The sequence below is a fragment of the Paenibacillus sp. FSL E2-0190 genome, from assembly GCF_037992965.1.
Classification (GTDB): Bacteria; Bacillota; Bacilli; order Paenibacillales; family Paenibacillaceae; genus Paenibacillus_AQ; species Paenibacillus_AQ odorifer.
Window position 1 is genome coordinate 3,732,570 of sequence record NZ_CP150306.1, and the last position, 19,460, is coordinate 3,752,029.

Annotated in this window: 19 protein-coding genes and 2 riboswitches; of the genes, 1 reads left to right on the top strand and 18 read right to left on the bottom strand. The window is 43.9% G+C overall.

Annotated elements, in window-relative coordinates; genetic code table 11:
- Positions 1-65: 65 nt before the first annotated feature.
- From NST25_RS16220 to queF, 12 genes are all read right to left on the bottom strand, one after another.
- On the bottom strand, positions 66-1,046 hold the full coding sequence (locus NST25_RS16220) for an ABC transporter substrate-binding protein (protein ID WP_076184371.1): 981 nt from the start codon (positions 1,044-1,046) through the stop codon (positions 66-68).
- Positions 1,047-1,106: 60 nt separating this feature from the next.
- Positions 1,107-2,060: an ABC transporter permease gene (locus NST25_RS16225; protein ID WP_143762388.1), complete on the bottom strand. Its 954-nt coding sequence runs from the start codon at positions 2,058-2,060 to the stop codon at positions 1,107-1,109.
- A gap of 71 nt (positions 2,061-2,131) precedes the next feature.
- Positions 2,132-3,631 (bottom strand): sugar ABC transporter ATP-binding protein, encoded by a 1,500-nt coding sequence (locus NST25_RS16230; RefSeq protein ID WP_340391822.1) that lies wholly within the window; start codon positions 3,629-3,631, stop codon positions 2,132-2,134.
- 225 nt (positions 3,632-3,856) lie between these two features.
- Positions 3,857-4,702 carry a class I SAM-dependent methyltransferase gene (locus NST25_RS16235; protein ID WP_076217755.1) on the bottom strand — a complete coding sequence of 282 codons (846 nt, stop codon included), beginning with the start codon at positions 4,700-4,702 and terminating at the stop codon, positions 3,857-3,859.
- A 32-nt stretch (positions 4,703-4,734) separates the two neighbouring features.
- Positions 4,735-5,649, bottom strand: a complete 915-nt coding sequence (locus tag NST25_RS16240) for a DMT family transporter (RefSeq protein ID WP_175618917.1) — start codon at positions 5,647-5,649, stop codon at positions 4,735-4,737.
- Positions 5,650-5,791: 142 nt separating this feature from the next.
- A complete protein-coding gene (locus NST25_RS16245; RefSeq protein ID WP_076274581.1) occupies positions 5,792-6,928 on the bottom strand; it encodes a zinc-dependent alcohol dehydrogenase in 1,137 nt (378 codons plus the stop codon).
- An 81-nt stretch (positions 6,929-7,009) separates the two neighbouring features.
- A complete protein-coding gene (locus NST25_RS16250) occupies positions 7,010-7,828 on the bottom strand; it encodes a VanW family protein (protein ID WP_076184375.1) in 819 nt (272 codons plus the stop codon).
- Positions 7,829-8,350, bottom strand: a complete 522-nt coding sequence (locus NST25_RS16255) for a cysteine hydrolase family protein (protein WP_076190233.1) — start codon at positions 8,348-8,350, stop codon at positions 7,829-7,831.
- 135 nt (positions 8,351-8,485) lie between these two features.
- The gene (gene queE, locus NST25_RS16260; protein ID WP_339187202.1) at positions 8,486-9,208 is read right to left on the bottom strand and encodes a 7-carboxy-7-deazaguanine synthase QueE; all 723 of its coding nucleotides are present in this window, start codon (positions 9,206-9,208) and stop codon (positions 8,486-8,488) included.
- Entirely contained in the window at positions 9,201-9,683 is a 483-nt protein-coding gene (locus NST25_RS16265; RefSeq protein ID WP_036687544.1) for a 6-carboxytetrahydropterin synthase, read from the bottom strand. Before NST25_RS16265 ends, queE begins: the two co-directional genes overlap by 8 nt.
- A complete protein-coding gene (gene queC / locus NST25_RS16270; RefSeq protein WP_339187204.1) occupies positions 9,683-10,345 on the bottom strand; it encodes a 7-cyano-7-deazaguanine synthase QueC in 663 nt (220 codons plus the stop codon). Before queC ends, NST25_RS16265 begins: the two co-directional genes overlap by 1 nt.
- A gap of 29 nt (positions 10,346-10,374) precedes the next feature.
- Entirely contained in the window at positions 10,375-10,848 is a 474-nt protein-coding gene (gene queF / locus NST25_RS16275) for a preQ(1) synthase (RefSeq protein ID WP_036687775.1), read from the bottom strand.
- 163 nt (positions 10,849-11,011) lie between these two features.
- Positions 11,012-11,055, bottom strand: a riboswitch (PreQ1 riboswitch).
- A 312-nt stretch (positions 11,056-11,367) separates the two neighbouring features.
- On the opposite strand from queF, the gene NST25_RS16280 reads away from it, so the two are divergent.
- Positions 11,368-11,703, top strand: coding sequence for a hypothetical protein (locus NST25_RS16280; protein ID WP_339187206.1), 336 nt, complete (start codon positions 11,368-11,370; stop codon positions 11,701-11,703).
- Positions 11,704-11,767: 64 nt separating this feature from the next.
- Here the strand turns inward: NST25_RS16280 and murB are convergent, their stop codons facing one another.
- From murB to NST25_RS16310, 6 genes are all read right to left on the bottom strand, one after another.
- On the bottom strand, positions 11,768-12,679 hold the full coding sequence (murB, locus tag NST25_RS16285) for a UDP-N-acetylmuramate dehydrogenase (RefSeq protein WP_076106777.1): 912 nt from the start codon (positions 12,677-12,679) through the stop codon (positions 11,768-11,770).
- A 150-nt stretch (positions 12,680-12,829) separates the two neighbouring features.
- Entirely contained in the window at positions 12,830-13,630 is an 801-nt protein-coding gene (locus NST25_RS16290) for an ABC transporter ATP-binding protein (RefSeq protein ID WP_036687549.1), read from the bottom strand.
- 55 nt (positions 13,631-13,685) lie between these two features.
- Positions 13,686-14,720: an iron ABC transporter permease gene (locus NST25_RS16295; protein ID WP_076126695.1), complete on the bottom strand. Its 1,035-nt coding sequence runs from the start codon at positions 14,718-14,720 to the stop codon at positions 13,686-13,688.
- Positions 14,720-15,775, bottom strand: coding sequence for an iron ABC transporter permease (locus tag NST25_RS16300; protein WP_076217749.1), 1,056 nt, complete (start codon positions 15,773-15,775; stop codon positions 14,720-14,722). Before NST25_RS16300 ends, NST25_RS16295 begins: the two co-directional genes overlap by 1 nt.
- A 220-nt stretch (positions 15,776-15,995) precedes the next feature.
- Positions 15,996-16,991 carry an iron-hydroxamate ABC transporter substrate-binding protein gene (locus tag NST25_RS16305; RefSeq protein WP_340391829.1) on the bottom strand — a complete coding sequence of 332 codons (996 nt, stop codon included), beginning with the start codon at positions 16,989-16,991 and terminating at the stop codon, positions 15,996-15,998.
- Positions 16,992-17,194: 203 nt separating this feature from the next.
- A complete protein-coding gene (locus NST25_RS16310) occupies positions 17,195-19,012 on the bottom strand; it encodes an APC family permease (RefSeq protein ID WP_076126699.1) in 1,818 nt (605 codons plus the stop codon).
- 124 nt (positions 19,013-19,136) lie between these two features.
- Positions 19,137-19,296: riboswitch (cyclic di-AMP (ydaO/yuaA leader) on the bottom strand.
- Between the last annotated feature and the right edge of the window lie 164 nt (positions 19,297-19,460).

The following is a 19,460-nucleotide window of genomic DNA, read 5'->3' on the forward strand; positions in this document are numbered from 1 at the left end:
CTTTGAACTTATCAGCATAAGCATAATAGAGGCCGCCTGCGTGAGGCAACCTCTATTATTAAACTCTATTCGTATAGTAGAGGTTTGATCTCATCGGAATCCATATTGTTTTTATCATACCAGTGGAACCCCGTGTCGATGTTCTTTTCAACCGCTTCCCCTTTAATCGCTTGCACAGCTGCCTTCACAGCTTGATAGCCAATACCAATGGGGTCTTGTGTAACAGCACCAGCCACAACACCACTGCGGATAGCATCCATCAACTGCTTGCCAGAGTCAAAGCCGACGACTACGATCTTACCATTCATTTGCAATTCATTTACTGCATTAGCCACACCTACAGCAGAGCCTTCATTAGAGCCATAGATTCCTTTCAGATCCGGATTTGCCTGCATCATCGCTTTCGCAAGGTCTGTGGACTTTAACTGATCTCCACCCCCATATTGCGGCTCTAACACTTGAATATCCGGATATTTTTCTTTCATTTGTTCCAAGAAGCCATCGCGACGCTGTTGCCCCGTGCTGCTTGTTTGGTCATGTATGACAAGACCCACTTTACCTTTCTTGCCAATCAGTTCAGCCATTTTATCTGCGGCCAACGCCGCTGCTGCTTTATTGTTAGTCGCTGCCGTTGCTACAGGGATATCACTGTCTACACCAGAGTCAAAGCCGATGACCGGAATCTTATTTTCCTTTGCCTTTTCTAGATAAGGAATCGCAGCTTTGCTGTCCAGTGCGGCAAGCGCAATTGCAGCTGGCTTCTTATCGAGAGCGGTTTGCAGCATCTCAATTTGTTTATCCACCTGACTCTCATTTTCTGGACCTTCGAAGGTAATCTCAACATCAAACTCCTTAGCAGCTTTCTCCGCTCCTTGCTTTACCGCTTGCCAGAATTGATGCTGGAACCCTTTTGATATGACTGGAATGTATGGTTTGTCTGAACCGGATGCACTTTTGTTACTATCATTGTTGTTACATGCACTCAGCAAAGTAGTGACTAACAATAGACTGGCAAGCATAATAAACCCTCTACGACGCAGTTTCATTTGAATCTTCCCCCTCGTCATTTGCTTTGTATATCACTCCGGATGGAGATCATACCAAGTTTATTGCTTACGGCGGCGTAGAATATCAGCGTAAACCGCAATGATGATTACAACACCGACAATGACCGTCCGCCATTCCTGAGCCACGGACATAATCTGTAAGCCATTCGTCAGCACACTCATAATCAGTGCGCCAATAATCGTGCCTAGAATAGAACCTACACCTCCACTTAAGGAAGTTCCGCCAATGACCACTGCCGCAATAGCCTCTAGTTCATAACCGGTGCCCAGTGATGGCTGTGCTGAATTCAGACGTGATGCCATCAGGATACCTGCGATTCCACTAAAAATCCCTGTAATGGAATAGATAATAATCTTCCATTTGACTGTGTTCACACCTGATAAGCGAGTAGCTTCTTCATTACTGCCAAGCGCGAAGTTGTAACGCCCAATAATCGTCTTAGACAAGATTATGCTTGCGATCATACCGAGTAATAAGAAGATAACGATGGTGTTGGGTATACCGGGGATCATTTTACCCATGGCGATCTTGGCGAAGATCGGATCATCGTTGAAATATATAGGTTTGGCACCGGTGATGACAAGCGACAAGCCTTTGGTGACCATCATAATCGCCAGAGTGGCGATGAAGGGTGGAATGTTCATCTTCGCCACCATCAAACCGCTGATAAAGCCGCACAGTGCTCCAGCCAGAATCCCACCTACAATGCCTAACGGGACGGGCAGACCCCAGAAGGTAATAATGACTCCAACCATAACAGATGAGAATGTCATTACAGTACCCAGAGCAAGGTCGATGCCGCCCGTAATAATAACAAAGGTAGCTCCAAGCGCTAATACTCCGATTACAGCTGTAGAAACTAGAATTCCGACAAGATTTGAGAATTGAAAAAAGTTGCTGGAGGATAAAGAGAATACGATGACCAATATGATCAGACTGGCAAATGCCAATATTTTTTGTTTGAATCCGGATTGCCCTCCCGATTGCTTCATACCCGCTGGCTGACTAATCTCTTTATCCGCGATCTTCATAGTCCTGACACCTCCGGTTAACTCTTGAACAGTTATGAACGTTTCGTCGCATATTTCATAATCGCCTCCTGCGATGCTTCTTCTGCGGGGAGTTCTCCTGTTATACGCCCTTCACACATAATGATAATCCGGTGGCTCATTCTTAGAATCTCAGGAAGATCTGAAGAAATGATAATGATCGCCTTCCCTTGACTCGCAAGCTGATCCAGCAGCTTATAAATTTCACTTTTCGCGCCTACATCAATACCTCGTGTAGGCTCATCGAAGATGAGTACATCACAGTCTCTAGTCAACCACTTGCCGATGACCACTTTCTGCTGATTACCTCCGGACAGAAACTTAACCTTTTGATCTACACTTGGAGTTTTGGTGGCTAGCGCTTCAACATGCTGCTCCGCTGAGCTTCGCATCTCCCGCTCCTTCATCCAGCCAAATGAATTACGGAATTTATAAAAGGAGGCAATCGCATTATTCATGCTGATATCCATATCCACAAGCAATCCGAAACGTTTGCGGTCTTCGGACAAATACCCAATACCATGCTGTACCGCTTGATGTGGCTGACGTATCCGAACCGATTTTCCATGGAGCATAATTTCACCCTCATCGATGGGATCCGCACCAAATACGGCACGTAAAACCTCGGTACGTCCAGCTCCCATTAAACCAGCGAAGCCCAAAATCTCACCTTTATACAGATGAAAGCTAATATCCTTGAACTCATGCCCTCTAGAAAGATTCCGAACTTCTAAGACAACTTGCTGAGTCTGTTTTGCAATCGTTGGTTTCGACGTTTGATATAATTCACGTCCAACCATCATGCTGATGATCTGATCAATCGTTATTGAATCGGTACGAACGGTATCTACATAACAACCATCACGCATAACTGTAATGCGGTCTGTAATTCGCTTCAATTCATCCATGCGGTGAGAGATATAAATAATTCCCACACCTTTATCTCGTAGCTGCTCAATCATTCGAAATAACTCGTTAATTTCTGTATCTGTTAACGCGGCGGTTGGTTCATCCATGATCAATACCTCGGCTTGGAAAGACAAGGCTTTAGCGATTTCAACCATTTGCTGATTAGCAACGGTCAGGTCTGATACCAAAACTCTGGGATCCAGCTTCAGATTCATTTGATCAAACAGTACCTGAACTTTTCGGTTCATCTCCACATCATCAACGAACCATTTCAGACCTTTTCGCGGCTCTCGTCCAATGTAAATGTTCTGGGCGACCGTAAGATGAGTCATTAAATTCAATTCCTGATGGATGATACTAATTCCAAGCTCCTGTGCTTCACGGGTATTAACAATCTCCACTTCATTTCCCTTGTACCACATTTGACCAGCATCCTTAGAATAGACACCTGTCGCAATCTTCATAAGGGTAGACTTGCCAGCGCCATTTTCTCCTACTAACGCATGAACTTCCCCACGCTTCAGCTCAAATTGACATTCATTCAAAGCATGAACACCTGGGAAAAACTTGTTGATTCCCTCCATACGAAGCAACACTTCGTTCATTTTGATATCCACCTCAAATTCTTTGAGAATGCCTTAACCCTTAAAGTAATCGCTTTCAATCCGGAATGTAAAATCATTGTATTCCCTATAAGTTGCCATTGTAATGGAATAATCTCCGTAAAAAAGTTTAAAATTTTATGTTTTACATACAAAAAAAGCTGAACCGAGAGCACCTCAGTTCAGCACAAATGTTATACCCTAAAAATCACATGTCAGCGAACCCTCCTAAAGGCTTGCGCCATTTCCAGCCACCAATGTGAAGGTCTTAGGAATTCCCTTATCATACACGTCGGAAGATAGATTAGGTTCTTCTACTAATTGGCGGATCACTAGTCCGCTATTAGCTGCTGCGGTTACAATTTCTCCGAGTGTCCAGCGGCGCCAATACACAACACTATGCTCTTGTTCACCTGCTGGTTTACCTGTGGAAGGCAAATACTTGGAATAGGATACCTTCTTCTCTTCCAATGAAGAGTCAAAATAATCTCCGTTTACTTTGTGTTTGCGTACCTTCGCAGTAGATCCCTTCGAGGAAATAAGCTTGGTCGTTACCGGATGAAAATCGCGGAGTACAAATACGCCTCCAGGAGATAGCAATCGGCGAGCCGTTTCCATGAATAGTGTAAGGTTGGTAAAGTAATGAACAATTCCTAACTCTGCAAAGACGATGTCATATGAACCATCAAGGACGTCTTCTGGCAGCTTAAGAATATCTGAGACGATATAGGTTAGTGGTACCCCTGCTTCTTGGGCAAGATCAGCCGCATATCGCGCATTGGCTTCCGAGAAGTCAGCAACCGTTACTTCCGCACCTAGTAATGAGAGTGCCACGGCCTTCATCCCGTTTGAGCCCATTAAATTCATCATTTTCTTACTCTTCACCTCTCCAAAAAAAGAAAGGAGCGGGTGAAGCTTTGCACTTGGTTCCTTTATTAATTTTGCAGCTGCTTCTGACGGTGTACCAAACCGAGTTACCCAAGCGGTATAAGTATCTTCGTTCCAAAGCTCTTCGCTTGTTGGCACAGCGTTTTTTTCTGCCTGATTATTTGAATATTGATTCTGCTCTTCCATCCATTGCTACCCCTTTATGTGTAAAATATCTGTTATGAAGCATTCTGAATGGCATCAGCCATCCGGATAGTTTTCCTTCTTCCCGCGTACAAATATACTGCGAGGCCAATCATAACGAGCAGCCCACCTGCCCATTGTAAGGTTGTTAGCTGCTCACCCAAGAGTAAATACGCTAAGATACTGGCACCCACTGGTTCTCCTAAAATGTTCATTGAAACCGTAGTCGCGGATACATATTGTAGTAACCAATTAAACAAAATATGGCCAAACACCGTTGGCACCACTGCTAACAATACAAAGATTCCCCATTCCTTGGCCGGATAATTAAAAAAGGAAATCCCCATGAACAGATTGTATACGGCAAACACGCCAGCGGCTGATAAGAAGACAATCAAGCTATATAAGTAAGAGGGCATGCGCACCACTAGCTTTTGACCGATCAGCATATGTACAGCTACCGCGACAGTACCTCCGACCGATAATAGATCACCTTTTAGATTATCCGCAGAGATGCCGATATCACCCCAGCCGATAAACACGACACCGCCAATCGCAATGCCAAGCCCTAGAATAGCGGACAGAGCTGTCTTTTCCTTATACAAAAAATAAACACCCAGCATAATAAATACAGGCTCCAGCGCCATGATCATTGTTGAACTAGCTACCGAAGTATACTTCAATGATCCCATCCATAGCAAAAAGTGCAGCGCAAGCATTGCGCCTGAGAGGATGAGCATTAGCCAGTCTTTTTTACGAAGAGCAAAAGCAGCTCCACTATAGGGTCTTGCAAAAGGTAGCATCAGCAGTGAGGTAAATAATAATCTGTACATGCCTTGTATAGATGCAGGTGCATCAGACCATTTAATAAAAATGGCGGAAAAGGAGATGGCCACAATCCCTATCAACATTAATAGTGGAATCGGAAGTGGCGGTTTTTTAAGTTTCACATGTTACGCGTCCTTTCAATATCTTAAGTCACTTATGTTAATTTAACGCAGACCGTGAAAAAATGCATCTATTTTCATAAGATTTCACTAAAAAAAGCACAAGCAATGTCATTTCTGACGAAAGCTCATGCTTCTTAAAAGGCTACGGCTTCAGAACAACCTTGATGCAATCCTCTTTTTTCTCACTAAAAACGTCATAGCCATGCTCCGCTTTACTAATTGGCAGGCGATGCGTAATGATATCTGTAGGATCAAATTTATTTTCTTTAATCATCTTATACAGCAACGGCATATAGTGAATCACCGGCGCTTGTCCCATTTTTAAAGTAATGTTGCGTTCAAATAGATGACCCAAAGGGAACATATTGTAATTAAGCCCATAAACTCCCACAAGCTGAATAGTTCCGAATTTACGTACGATATCCGAGGCCATTCTAAATGCACTGAGTGAGCCTCCCTGTAGCTTCAGAGTGGTTTCCACTTTCTCCAAAGCAGATATTTTGGCATCTAAACCTACACAGTCAATAACTACATCTGCGCCCCCATGTGTTATCTCCTTCAAATGAGCTTCAATATCCTTAATCTCTTCAAAGTTGTAAATTTCGACATTATTGGTCAGCTTCGCATGCTGCAGACGATAGCCAATATGATCAACCGCAATGACTCTTGAGGCACCTTTGATCCAGGCAAACTTCTGAGTAAGCAGTCCAACAGGACCGCAGCCGAGAACAATGACTGTATCCCCTGGCTTCACTCCGCCGCTTTCTACTCCCCACCAAGCAGTAGGCACAATATCAGATATGAAAAGAATTTTCTCATCTTCCATTTCTGCATCCTCCGGAACTACAAAAGGGCCAAAGTTACCATAAGGTACCCGTAGCAATTCAGCTTGTCCGCCTGCAAAACCGCCATAAGTATCGGAATAACCAAGATAACCGCCTGTGTCCTTGGCGTCATTAGCATTGTCGCATTGGCTCTCCATCTCATGCTGGCAGAAAAAACACTGCCCACAGGCGACATTAAAGGGGATGATGACTCGGTCACCTTTTTTGACTTTAGTTACGTCAGGACCCACTTCCTCAACAATCCCCATCGGCTCATGACCAATAACATAATCATCATGCATACCTGGTATTTCCCCGTTATAAATGTGCAGATCCGAGCCACAAATCGCCGTAGTGGTAATCCGAACAAGGATGTCATCTTTTTTCTCAAGCGTCGGATCAGCTACTTCTTTAACTTTCACTTTTTTCTTCCCTTGGTAGGTTAGTGCTTTCATGCTGTTAATCCGCTCCTTTGGAGATGGTCTAGAGATATAATTTTCATGCCTTTCTATGTTATATCCCTAAGCCCTACCCTCTTATCCATGAAGAAGCGGAGAATACATCATTAGTGCGTAATTATCAGTTACAGCTTCATCTCCAATTAGATCTCCAGAGCGTGTATATACTTTTCGACTGATCTTGTTACTGCGTATATATCCGCCCCAAGGCTCTAGACTAATCCTATGATCACTTTCGTATACTTCATAATCATAAAACGCCTGCTCATTGCATCTCCACTCCCCGTGTAAATGGCTATCGTCCAGCCAGAGCTTTAGTTGATACGTTTGAGCGGTGTTATTTTTTAATTGAAGATCCAAATAGTTATAAGAACAGGTCGCCCCGCTTCCAAAAGGTTGTGTACGTTGTTCATCTGGAAATACATCATAACTGTGACGATGCCGTTCCATAACGGTAAGTGGCGTATGCAGTGCCATCCAATAGATCAGATTAGACAACTGGCATAAGCCTCCTCCAACCCCGGAATGAAAACCACCATAATGCAGCACCATACCCTCCAGATACCCTTTTCGCTTAGTGGGCTTACCAATACTTCTCCAGTAGGAAAAAGTCTCCCCCGGCTGCACAACAAGTCCATCCAGCTTCGCAATTGCCAGCCGTAAGTTAGTTATTTTATTGTATTGAAGCACCATATCTACATTCCGAAGACTTCTTAATAACGGGGTAGCATGAGTCATAGCTGCATAAGTTAAAGTTTCATCCGTACGCTGCTTCGCTATTTTGCTTCGTCCAGTGCACCATTTCAAATATCTTTTCCAAATAAAATATCGTTTGCCAGCAAACAATCTAAGGCGAGAACGCTGAATAGGCTTCATGGCAGCCTGGGGTGTATTCATCTAGAACTGAACCTCGCTTTCAGCTCGTAACTGGGCGAATCTACCTCCAATTATCGCATTATGATGCTTAACGATCTCCCTACTACTCAGAACCCCATTATCAAAGGTGCTATGAGCGTCTGAGACCAGTACACTTTTATATCCCATGCTGTATGCGCGTCTTATCGTCGTATCCAGACAGAATTCACTTTGCATCCCACAGATCACCAGATTCGTAATCCCGAGCTTCTGGAGTTCATCTTGCAGTTCCGTTCGGTGAAAAGCATCCCAAGTAGGCTTCTCAACGATAACTTCGCCTTCCTGCGGTGTGATGCGGTGACTGATCTGCCAAGTGGGTGTACCTTTTGTGTACTCCTCATCTTCGGTATGTTGAATATACACAATAGGAGTACCTGCTAATCGAGCTTTTTGCTGAAGGGAGACAATCCTGTCCATCACACCCTCTTCATCGTACAGCTTTAGATCATAGGAGAACATGGCTTCTTGAACATCGATAATTAATAATGCTGTTGATTGTTCCAAATGAATAACCTCCAAGAGCTTTTTTTAAAATCATACCAGAAACTGGGACAGACTATCTACCTACTAGAAGTTACAACTGTTAAAAATAAAAACCGAGTATCTGTAAGCAGATACCCGGACGATTTCATCAAACATTTATTTGCCACGCTTATTATGCCAGATCAATGCATGCAGCTGTGGAAGTACACGAACCTTGTTCATACCCGAATCCGCGATTACTTTATTAAACAACCACTCCAGCCTTCCCAGAAGTCGAGCAGAAATGTTGCCCTCTTCCGTGACATCATCATTACCAGGCTGCAGAAAGAGCTGCACATTCGGATATCGCTGGTGAACGTTTTTCGCATAATCAAAATCATTATCATCAAACACTACGACCTTCAAGCTATGCGTAGAACGACCCAGTTTCTCCATCTTACTCATGATGTTATCTAGCATTTCCCAATTCGTTGTCATTCCTGAGCTTGGAGGTTTAGGACTGATTGTCAGCACATCCACGTCATTGAACCAATCCTGCCATTTACTCCCCTGAGTTTCTATCGCTGCTTTTATTCCACGCTCATGAAGCAGGTTGATGAAGGTACCCATTCCTTCACCAATCAAGGCAGGATTACCGCCTGAAATCGTAACACAGTCGAAATTATCTCCAGCTAACGCCAATAATTCATTTATGATTTCTTCTGCTTCCATCATGCGAACCTTATTCTTAGCCGTACCATCCCAAGTAAAAGCGGAGTCACACCAGCCGCAGCGATAATCGCAGCCATAGGTGCGGACAAACATCGTCTTCACTCCAATTACCGCACCTTCGCCTTGAATAGTTGGACCGAACATTTCAATTACAGGAATCTTACTCACAATCACAGCCTCCATACAAACGGTAGGATGGCCCTTCATCCGGAACATCTTCAGCCAGCACCTCTGCCCAAGAGGTTGGAGTCTCCCATAGCTTTACCGAGTACAAAGGCAACCCTGCTTGCTTAAGCTTGTAGGCAATATATGAAGACATATTCTCTACTGTGGTGCGGAAAGACAACAAGGCTACTTTGGAGCCCGTATTCGTTAACGTCTCTAACACAGGTTCATTTCCCATGGCAAGAAAAGCGTGATCTAAACGATCTACAAGGCTTTGTTGTACTGTCATTTTGATATCGCTGAAATCAATGACGAAACCTTCATCCGAGTGGCCTTCCGCGGCCATAGGTTTGCCCTTAAGCACTACTTCGAGCTTATAAGTATGTCCGTGCAGATTGCTGCATTTCCCTTTGTGTCCCACTAACTGGTGTGCCGCATCGAACGTAAATATTTTGCAGACTGAAACCTCGTTAAGCATTAAGAACCGGCCTCCATTCTCTCCGCCTCATATTGCTCAAGACCACGCTGACGCAATAGACAGGCTGGACAAGTACCGCAGCCACTGCCAATAATACCGTTGTAACAGGTCAGTGTGTGTTCGCGAACATAATCAAAATACCCCAGTGCATCGGCCATTTTCCACGTTTCTTTTTTATCCAGCCACATTAGGGGAGTGTGGATCGCAAACTCATAGTCCATAGATAAGTTCAGCGTAACATTCAATGATTTCACAAAAACATCACGGCAGTCCGGATAACCGCTAAAGTCCGTTTGGCAAACCCCAGTGACGATATGGGAGTACCCCAGTTGTTTAGCTAATATTGCGGCAAAAGATAAAAACAACAAATTCCGTCCATCGACGAAAGTACTTGGAAGCTCATCTCCTTCACCAGCCAGAATATCTATATCCTGACGGGTAAGTGCATTGGGTGCCAGCTGATTGAGCAGCCCCAGATCAAGAATATGCTGTTTTACATTAAACTTAGCTGCTATCTCTGTTGCAACTTCGATTTCAGCCGCATGACGTTGACTATAGTTGAAGGTAACTACCTGCACTTCCTCATACTGCTGCAATGCCCAAACCAGGCAAGTGGTGCTATCTTGTCCGCCGCTGAATACGACGAGTGCTTTTTTGTTCATATGAATCTCTCCTTATCACAAGTTGGAATTTAGCGGTTGTCCACTTTTTCTGGATAGAGGTCGTGATTGATTAAGCGGTGTTCCGCCATCGCCTCATACTTCGTACCCGGTCTTCCATAGTTGCAATAAGGATCAATTGAAATGCCTCCGCGCGGAGTGAACTTGCCCCATACCTCAATGTAACGCGGATCCATCAGTGAGATCAGATCATTCATAATAATGTTGACACAGTCCTCATGGAAATCACCATGGTTGCGGAAGCTAAACAGATACAGCTTTAATGATTTGGATTCCACCATTTTTTGTTCAGGAATATACGAAATATACAGCGTGGCAAAATCCGGCTGACCCGTTACAGGACACAAGCTAGTGAACTCAGGGCAGTTGAATTTAACAAAATAATCACGCCCGGGATGTTTGTTATCAAACACCTCCAGAATGTCTGGATCATAACCAAACTTGTACTGTGTTCCCTGATTACCAAGCAAAGTAACTTCTTGCATTTCCTCTTTCAATCTTCCTTCTGACACGACAAAAAACCCCTCTCTTTTCCTTCGGCCTTGGCCGGTAATGGAAAGAAGAACGAGATTTCGAAAACTTGGCTCCACTAAGAAGAAACGGAAGCAACGTCCGGATAAAGGACAGCAACCGCTTGTACTGTTTAATATATTCTTAGTTTTTTATAGAGGGAGTTCGCGAACCTCTCCTGCACAACTTTAGCGCAGACTTCTTCTTAAAGCATATTGCGTCTTGAACTATACCATGGGTAGCCCGCTCCTGACAAGTTCTACTCTTTACTGTTACCTTATATAGATCAGCAAATAACTCCAGATTAACGTGGATAGACCTGCGTATGTAGAGATTAGGAAGCTCAAAAACCACGGCAATTTGATCGCGGATTTCTTTTTAATTACATGAACTATTCATACAGTTAATTAAGATGTGGCAAAAAAAAGGATTCAAATCCTAAGAAAAGGGTAACTTATTCATAATAATCTTCGAGCTAAGGGTGGGAGCATTTTATGGAACAAAGTATACAGCAGCTTATGGATTGGCTTAACAATCATTTAAATGAAACAATCGCTATTGAAAAGAAAGAACTTCGTGATCTGGATAAAGTTCATTTCAATTTAGAGGCCGTAGATTTCCGCAGTGCAGACGACGTAATTGATGAATATCTTGGAAGTGCACTGATATTAAGAGGTTTCGGCAGCACACTTAACGCCGATGGTGAACTGGTATCCCTGCCACAATCCACTTATGATTTAGCTGTTGAAGGTCTTCAAATCGTAGACTTAGCCGACCGCAAGGCAGAAATAACTACGGACAGAGCTAATTACATCCTTTCAGTAGATTAAACGAACATGATTATGATAAGCAAAAAGAGCCCACAGCGATCTGCGGGCTCTTTTTGCTTATCATTTATTCTTCTCCAATGATCTCCACTTCAGTTTCCAGCTCTACACCGAATTTATCCTTCACAGTCGCTCTTACATGGTGGATTAGCCCGATGTAATCACTGGCTGTTGCATTATCTGCATTCACAATAAATCCCGCATGCTTCTTGGATACCTCAGCACCGCCGATTCTTGTACCCTGTAAGCCGCTCTCTTGAATTAACTGACCTGCAAAACGGCCTGGAGGCCGCTTAAACACACTCCCACAGGATGGATACTCAAGCGGTTGCTTCGATTCACGTAAATAAGTTAGTTCATCCATTTTTGCCTTGATCGTTAAAACATCACCGGAAGTCATAGCAAATTTGGCCTCAAGTACAATATACTCACCGCTTGCGAATACACTTTTTCTGTATCCCCATTGCAGCTCATCTCCTTGCAGAGTTACCAATTGCCCGTTCTTATTTATAGCTAGTGCACTATGCAGGACATCTTTGATCTCACCGCCATAAGCACCTGCGTTCATATAGAGCGCTCCACCAACTGTTCCTGGAATGCCACAGGCGAACTCAAGACCCGTAAGCTCCTTATCAAGCGCATATCTGGAAACATCAATTATTTTGGCACCACATTGCGCATATAAGAGATTGTCGCGAATTCCCATTTCGGTCAGTCCTGCCGTTTGCAGAACGATTCCACGTACACCTCCATCACGGATAATCACATTGGAGCCATTCCCAAGTACCGTAAGGGTTATCCCATTTTGTTCTGCATATGTAACGATCTTTTGAATTTCATCATAAGTAGCTGGTGCAGCCAAAATATCAGCTTTGCCGCCCATTTTAGTGTACACGTGATCTTTTAAATTCTCATGACTTTTCACTATTCCTGCAGTCATTAGCTGCTCTAGATCATCTTGAATTTTGTCAATATTCATGTTTTCATGCTCCTTTAACCATGTATAAATGATGGTCCTTGATCTATTTTAAAGAGTTATTATGAAATTGTAGGCAACCACAACTGTAACAACGAACAGGCTCCCTTGTCAATGACGGGAGCCTGTTCGTTGTATGTTTTTAGATGATAATTACACAGCTTTATAGGCAGCAAGCTCGTAAGGAAGACACAGTGGCACACCCGTACGTGGATCCGGAACGATATCCGCTTCAATTCCAAACACTTCCCGCAATACATCTGGTGTCATAACCTCAGTAGGTGAGCCTTCGCTAACCACAGTACCGGACTTAATCGCTACCATATGCTGCGCATAACGAGTAGCATGATTCAAATCATGCACGACCATGATAATGGTACGGCCTTCTTCCTCATTCAGCTTTTGCAAAAGTTGAAGAACTTCGAGCTGATGCGCCATATCTAGGAACGTTGTAGGCTCGTCAAGGAATAAAATATCTGTTTCTTGAGCCAACGCCATAGCGATCCAAGCGCGTTGACGTTGTCCACCAGAGAGACGGTCAATAGGGCGATCATGAAAAGATTCCATGCCCGTAACAGAGATGGCGTTGGAGATGATGTTGCGATCCTCTGCGGTCATCGTGCCAAATCCTTTTTGATGAGGGAAACGACCATAGCTGACCAGCTCAGATACCGTCAGACCGTCAGGAGCCGTTGGGTTCTGCGGTAGAATCGCTAGCTGACGAGCAACCTCTTTAGTTGAAAAGTTATGGATCGATTTGCCGTCCAGCATTACGGTGCCACTCTTCGGCTTCATAATCCGGGCCATCGTTTTGAGGATTGTAGATTTACCGGAGCCGTTAGCGCCCACTAGTGCGGTGATTTTCCCCGTAGGGATAGACAAGTTCAATCCCTTAACTATAGTAGCCTCAGCATACCCAATACTTAATTCTTCTGTATTCAAACGTTCTGACATGATCTACAACTCCCTTAAAAGTTTTATGGAGCTATGCTCCTAAGTATGAACTAATTTACGCTTTCGACTTGGCGAGTAAATATAAAAAGTAAGGTGCGCCAATAATCGCAACCACAATGCCAGTAGGAACTTCGGCAGGTTGCAATACCCATCTACCAATGGTATCAGCGGTAATCATAAGAAGCGCCCCTGTCAAAGCACTAGCAGGTAATAACACCTGATGACGGGGTCCCACCAGCCTGCGAGCCAGGTGTGGTGCTATCAGGCCGACGAAGCCAATACCTCCACTTACCGCGACGCAGGAGCCGGCAAGCGCTACGGCTGTTACCAGAAGGAGAATACGTTCCTTCTCCACACGCATTCCTAGACCTAATGAAGTATGGTCCCCTAGATTCAATACATTTAGAACCCGGGCTTTATAGAAGGCGAACGGTAACAGAATCGCGATCCAAGGCAGCAAAGCAAGGACGAATCTCCAATCCCCACCCCATATTTTCCCGGCGATCCAAGTAGCTACAAATTGATAATTATTAGGATCAAGCCTAAGTGCCAATACAAGCTGGCAAGCATTGATTCCTGCAGCGACCGCAATCCCGATAAGGATCAGCCTTGTAGGAGACAGACCATCTGCCTTCCGGTAGGCAAGAATATAGATTAAAGCTGCGGTCAGGCCAGCCCCACCAAGCGCTAGGAGAGGCAAGACAAATACCGGAGCTGCTGTTGTAGCCGGAAAAAACGAGATAAAAATGATTACCGCAAAACCTGCACCAGCACTTATGCCCAGCGTAGCCGGTTCAGCGAGTGCATTACGTGCGAGACTTTGTAGAATACAGCCCGATACTGCAAAGCCCGCTCCAACTAACAATGAAATTACGATGCGGGGTAATCTGAAATCAAATAAAATAAGCTTTTGCTGATGTGTTCCATCACCCATGAGTGTATGTAATACCTCTAGTGGGGATAGACGCATAAACCCTGTATTCATACTGACTATAAACACAACGACGATCAGTATAGCAAGGAGTGATAACACCGTTAGGGCGCGTGTGCGGCGTTCTTTTTCATCTGGAGTAAGGGTTAATTTGGGCATTACAGCTCCCCCTTCCGCTTACTCGCTAAATAAATAAAGAACGGTACGCCGATGATGGCAATTAAAGCTCCTAGCGGTGTCTCATACGGTGCATTTATCATTCTTGCGGCAATATCTGCAAAGATAATCAATAAGCTCCCTAGAACTGCGGAGCAAGGGATAATCCAGCGGTAGTCCACTCCAACGAAATAACGAGTAACATGTGGAATAATTAGTCCTATAAAAGCAATCGGGCCAACCGTTGAAACCGCACTTCCAGCTAAGATAACCACAACAATCATACATGCCAATTGAACTAACCTTGTCCGCTGCCCCAGACCAACCGCTACTTCTCTTCCTAAGCTGAGCAATGTGACGGATCGTGATAACATCATTGCTGCAATTAAGGCTACGGCCACCCAAGGGAATATAATCTTGATCTGAGTCCAGCTAGCTCCACCCATCCCACCAGCTAACCAGAAGGCTATGTCCTGAGATAAGTTGAAAAGAATAGCTACTCCCTGACTAATAGCAACCAATAAAGCACTAACAGCCGAACCTGCTAATGTCAATCGCAAGGGGGTCAGGCCATTAAAAGAAAGCGAACCGATTCCGAATACGATAAAAGAGGCCACAGCGGCACCGATAAAGCAATACAACATTAGTGAAGTGAATGAGAGTGAGGGTGCAAAAGCAAATACTATGGCCAGCGCTACCCCTGCTCCTGCATTCAAGCCTAACAGCCCTGAATCCGCAAGCGGGTTTCTTGTCATCCCCTGCATGATAGCCCCTGCTACTGCGAAGCAAGCACCGACTAAGGCGCCAGCAATAGCACGTGGAAATCGCAGTTCTCTAATTACCTGATGTTTTTGTAAATCTGGATTGAAATGAAATATAGCTTCCCATACCGTAGCTAACTTGATATCTGCTGCACCTACTGAGACCGAAAGTGCCAATCCGAAGGCAATGGCAGCAAGTCCAAAAATAAGAATACCAATGGCAGCTGCCGGTCGGGTATGTAGAGCTTTTTTGGGTTCATTTTTAATACGATTTGCGAAATCTGAGGGTGAAACCATGAGCCGTCTCCTTATTCAATAGTTACAATGGTTTATATGATAACAACAATCATTCTCATTATCGCAAAAATATTTATGTTGTACAATTGCAGGAACGATTTTTCCGTACTATTGGATTGGTTTATAAAAAAATGGTGCAGATCTTTGTATCCCGAGATACTTGATCTGCACGCCCTTCCCCACCGAAATGATCAGTCTCATTCATGGTGAACTACGACTTTTATTTCACAAGACTTTTTAGCACATCGTCAATGATTTTTCTGCCAGCGTTCGCACCACTGTAAAGCCAGCTGCTTGTTGAGCTCATTTCATGCACATTTCCAGCTTTTACAGCTGGGATGCCCTTCCAGATTGCACTATCTAGGATCTCCGAACCCTCAGTCTTATCACTATTTACAAGGAAAATATGATCTGCGGTCAGCTCAGAAAGCTTCTCTAGTGAGATCGGATTCCAAGTTGCTCTTGTTCCTACTGGGATCTCTGTTACTAAGTTAGGCAGCGTTACGCCAAGGTCTGTATATAATACAGCTCCACTGCTGCGGGTTTCGTCTACAATATAGAAGTTTTTTTGCACCAACCATAAAATAGCCGCGGACTCTTGTCCAATAGCTCCTGCAAGCTGTTCTTTCGCAGCCGCTGCTTTAACATCATAATCTTTAATGGCTTTTTCTGCTTCAGGGGTTTTGTTCAAAATCTCACCCATCTTGAGCAACGATTTGCGCCAATCTTGATTTAGTTCATCCCCAATTACATAAGTGGGTGCAATCTTATTCAACTGATCGTAAATCCCGTTCTGAACAGAAGACTCCGATGGGATGATAATAAGATCCGGAGCAAAGCTGGTTACAGCCTCTAACGGAAGGTCGTAACTAATTGTAGGAACATCCTTCAATTCAGTGGCCAGATAATCCTGAACGCCGTTTGTAACTGACCATTGAGCTACTGGAGTTACACCCAGAGTTACCAAAGAGTCTTCCAAATATGAACCCAGAACGCGCTGTGGATTAGCCGGAATCGTTACTTTATGACCCATTGCATCTGTTAACGTCTTAGGTGCAGCAGGTGCCTCTGTAGATTCTGCTGTAGGCGCTGTTCCTGCATTTGATGAGCTTTCAGCATTATTATTACCACAAGCGGAAAGTATTAGCGTCATCACTATTAGTCCGCTCATCGTCACTTTCATGCTTCCTGATCTTTTTCTGTTAAGCCAAAACATTAAAAACCCTCCTATATGTAACTGCTTTGATATTCAAAGGTGACCTTTACCTCTGCTTCACTTTTAAATGATATTGATTCTCATTCTCTGTGTCAACATATAAATTTCAAATTCTGTGGATTTGCAACAATTTCCTTCATATAAAATACAAAAGAGGTTATATTCCGAACGTTCCGGATATAACCTCATCTTTAATCTTCTACTTATTTATTTAAATGATACGGGACAGTCGCTACTACAACGTCCTTTTGATTCATTAGATACGAGCGGATTAAAAAGCTGGTCTGATTATGAAGCACGGCTTGCCACCAATGTTTGGTAATAAACTGTGGAATCAAAATCGTGATGTGATCCGTCGCAGCGGTCTTCCACTCTACCGTATCGATAAACTTCACTAACGGACGAATGATACTACGATATCTGGAACGAAGAACAATCAGGCGTACACCTGGATTCCATTCCTCCCACCGTTGCTCCATCTTATGAATGTCTTCTTCATCAAAGCCTACATACACAGCAACAACATTATCTGTTAGAGACTTCGCATAGCTGATGGAATGTAATACAGCACGTGTAACCCCTGCAACAGGAACAACTACAGTACTTCCTTTAATTACAGGTTTATCAGTAGCCGGACATATACGCAGTTGATCCGCAGTATTCAAATAATGCTTATGAATACGGTGGAACACGAACATTACAGCAGGTAAGAAAATGAATGCCATCCATACGCTCGAGAATTTAGTAATGATAAATATAAGCGTAATCGTCAATGTAGTCAGCATACCGATGGTATTTACTACAAATCTTTTCACCCATCCAGCGGGTCTTGTTTTGATCCAATGCACCATCATCCCCAGTTGGGATAAGGTAAAAGGAATGAACACGCCTACCGCATATAGTGGAATCAAACCTTCCGTATTCCCATGGAATGCAGTCACAAGTATGATAGACATAACTCCTAGAAAAATAATGCCGTTTGAGAAGCCCAGGCGGTCACCACGGACCATAAATGCATGTGGCAGATATTTATCTTTTGCAAACATAAAGGCGAGCAGCGGAAACGCTGAATATGCTGTATTAGCTGCCAAGAACAAAATCACTGCTGTAATCCCTTGAATGAAAAAGTACAATCCGCCACGGCCAAAGGTCGATTCAGCGATCTGAGAGACAACCGTAGCCTTTTCATCTGGCACAATACCATACCAATATGCCAGCACAGTGATTCCGGTAAACATAAAGCCAAGGATAAGTCCCATGATCATTAGCGTCTTGGCTGCATTTTTCTCAGCCGGTGCCTTAAAGTTTGGGATCGCATTAGATACGGCCTCAACCCCCGTTAGGGCTGAACAACCAGAGCTAAACGCTTTTAATAGTAGAAACAAACTTACATTAGATACGGCGCTGCCTATTTCAGGAACATTCGCATGCGCGCCACCCATTGCATATTTAACGATACCGGAGATAATCAGAACAACAATCGAAACCACAAACAAATACACTGGAATTGCGATAAATGAAGCCGATTCAGTCACTCCGCGAAGATTAATGATTGTTAATAAAACGATAACAGATACAGCGATGAGAACAGTATGATTATGAAGACTTGGAAAAGCCGATGTGATCGCATCCGTCCCTGCCGAGGCACTAACCGCTACGGTAAGAATGTAATCCACCAATAATGAACCCCCAGCGAGCAGCCCTGTCGGAATACCAAGATTACTCTTGGCTACGATATAAGCTCCGCCTCCTTGCGGATAAGCAAAAATCGTCTGCCGATAGGATAAAATCAGGATGGCCAGCAGGCCCAATACGGCTAATGCAATTGGCAGGGAATACCAGATGGCAGTAAACCCGGCAGCCACCAGTACAATCAGAATTTGTTCCGTTCCGTAGGCTACAGACGAGAGCGCATCAGAAGACAGAACAGCCAGTGCTTTAACCTTGGATAACTTTTCATGATCGAGTTCATTCGACTTCATCGGACGTCCGATCAATAGTCGTTTTACCTTGCTTACCATGGTGGATACAGTTCCTTTCTTTGGGAGCTGAAACGGAATTTCCGTGCGCTGTTTTCATCGGTGGATTTCATAAATGCAGACACAAAAATAAGCATACGGAAATGATCCGCATGCTTATGCATGGTCATTTTCCCACCTTGCTTACGAGGTTAGCTGGCGGATTCGGGCTGTGGTTATAGCCCTACGGTAGAGGTCTGTTCGACCCGGTTCCGATTCACCCCATTGGCATGAATGCCAAGTTTGGTTCCCCCGTTTTTCCTAAGAAAATTCAGCGCATATTCAACTTCTCACAAGGTCTAATATTAGTCTACAAAGTGCCTACAGTAAAGCGTTGAAAAAAATGAAAAAAGAATGAAAAAACATCCAATAAGCTCAAATATAGCGTCTTATTGGATGCTCTCTTTCATTATCTTCAATTATCCCTCTAGCCCGTGATTTTAATACCTTT

Excerpts from the sequence above, each read along its gene's own strand:
- NST25_RS16245 (WP_076274581.1), bottom strand. The coding sequence starts at position 6,928 with ATGAAAGCACTAACCTACCAAGGGAAGAAAAAAGTGAAAGTTAAAGAA.
- NST25_RS16290 (WP_036687549.1), bottom strand. The coding sequence starts at position 13,630 with ATGTCAGAACGTTTGAATACAGAAGAATTAAGTATTGGGTATGCTGAG.
- murB (WP_076106777.1), bottom strand. The coding sequence starts at position 12,679 with ATGAATATTGACAAAATTCAAGATGATCTAGAGCAGCTAATGACTGCA.
- NST25_RS16310 (WP_076126699.1), bottom strand. The coding sequence starts at position 19,012 with ATGGTAAGCAAGGTAAAACGACTATTGATCGGACGTCCGATGAAGTCG.
- NST25_RS16250 (WP_076184375.1), bottom strand. The coding sequence starts at position 7,828 with ATGAATACACCCCAGGCTGCCATGAAGCCTATTCAGCGTTCTCGCCTT.
- NST25_RS16235 (WP_076217755.1), bottom strand. The coding sequence starts at position 4,702 with ATGGAAGAGCAGAATCAATATTCAAATAATCAGGCAGAAAAAAACGCT.
- queF (WP_036687775.1), bottom strand. The coding sequence starts at position 10,848 with ATGCAAGAAGTTACTTTGCTTGGTAATCAGGGAACACAGTACAAGTTT.
- NST25_RS16305 (WP_340391829.1), bottom strand. The coding sequence starts at position 16,991 with ATGTTTTGGCTTAACAGAAAAAGATCAGGAAGCATGAAAGTGACGATG.
- NST25_RS16225 (WP_143762388.1), bottom strand. The coding sequence starts at position 2,060 with ATGAAGCAATCGGGAGGGCAATCCGGATTCAAACAAAAAATATTGGCA.
- NST25_RS16300 (WP_076217749.1), bottom strand. The coding sequence starts at position 15,775 with ATGGTTTCACCCTCAGATTTCGCAAATCGTATTAAAAATGAACCCAAA.
- NST25_RS16265 (WP_036687544.1), bottom strand. The coding sequence starts at position 9,683 with ATGCTTAACGAGGTTTCAGTCTGCAAAATATTTACGTTCGATGCGGCA.
- NST25_RS16220 (WP_076184371.1), bottom strand. The coding sequence starts at position 1,046 with ATGAAACTGCGTCGTAGAGGGTTTATTATGCTTGCCAGTCTATTGTTA.
- NST25_RS16230 (WP_340391822.1), bottom strand. The coding sequence starts at position 3,631 with ATGAACGAAGTGTTGCTTCGTATGGAGGGAATCAACAAGTTTTTCCCA.
- queC (WP_339187204.1), bottom strand. The coding sequence starts at position 10,345 with ATGAACAAAAAAGCACTCGTCGTATTCAGCGGCGGACAAGATAGCACC.
- NST25_RS16280 (WP_339187206.1), top strand. The coding sequence starts at position 11,368 with ATGGAACAAAGTATACAGCAGCTTATGGATTGGCTTAACAATCATTTA.
- NST25_RS16295 (WP_076126695.1), bottom strand. The coding sequence starts at position 14,720 with ATGCCCAAATTAACCCTTACTCCAGATGAAAAAGAACGCCGCACACGC.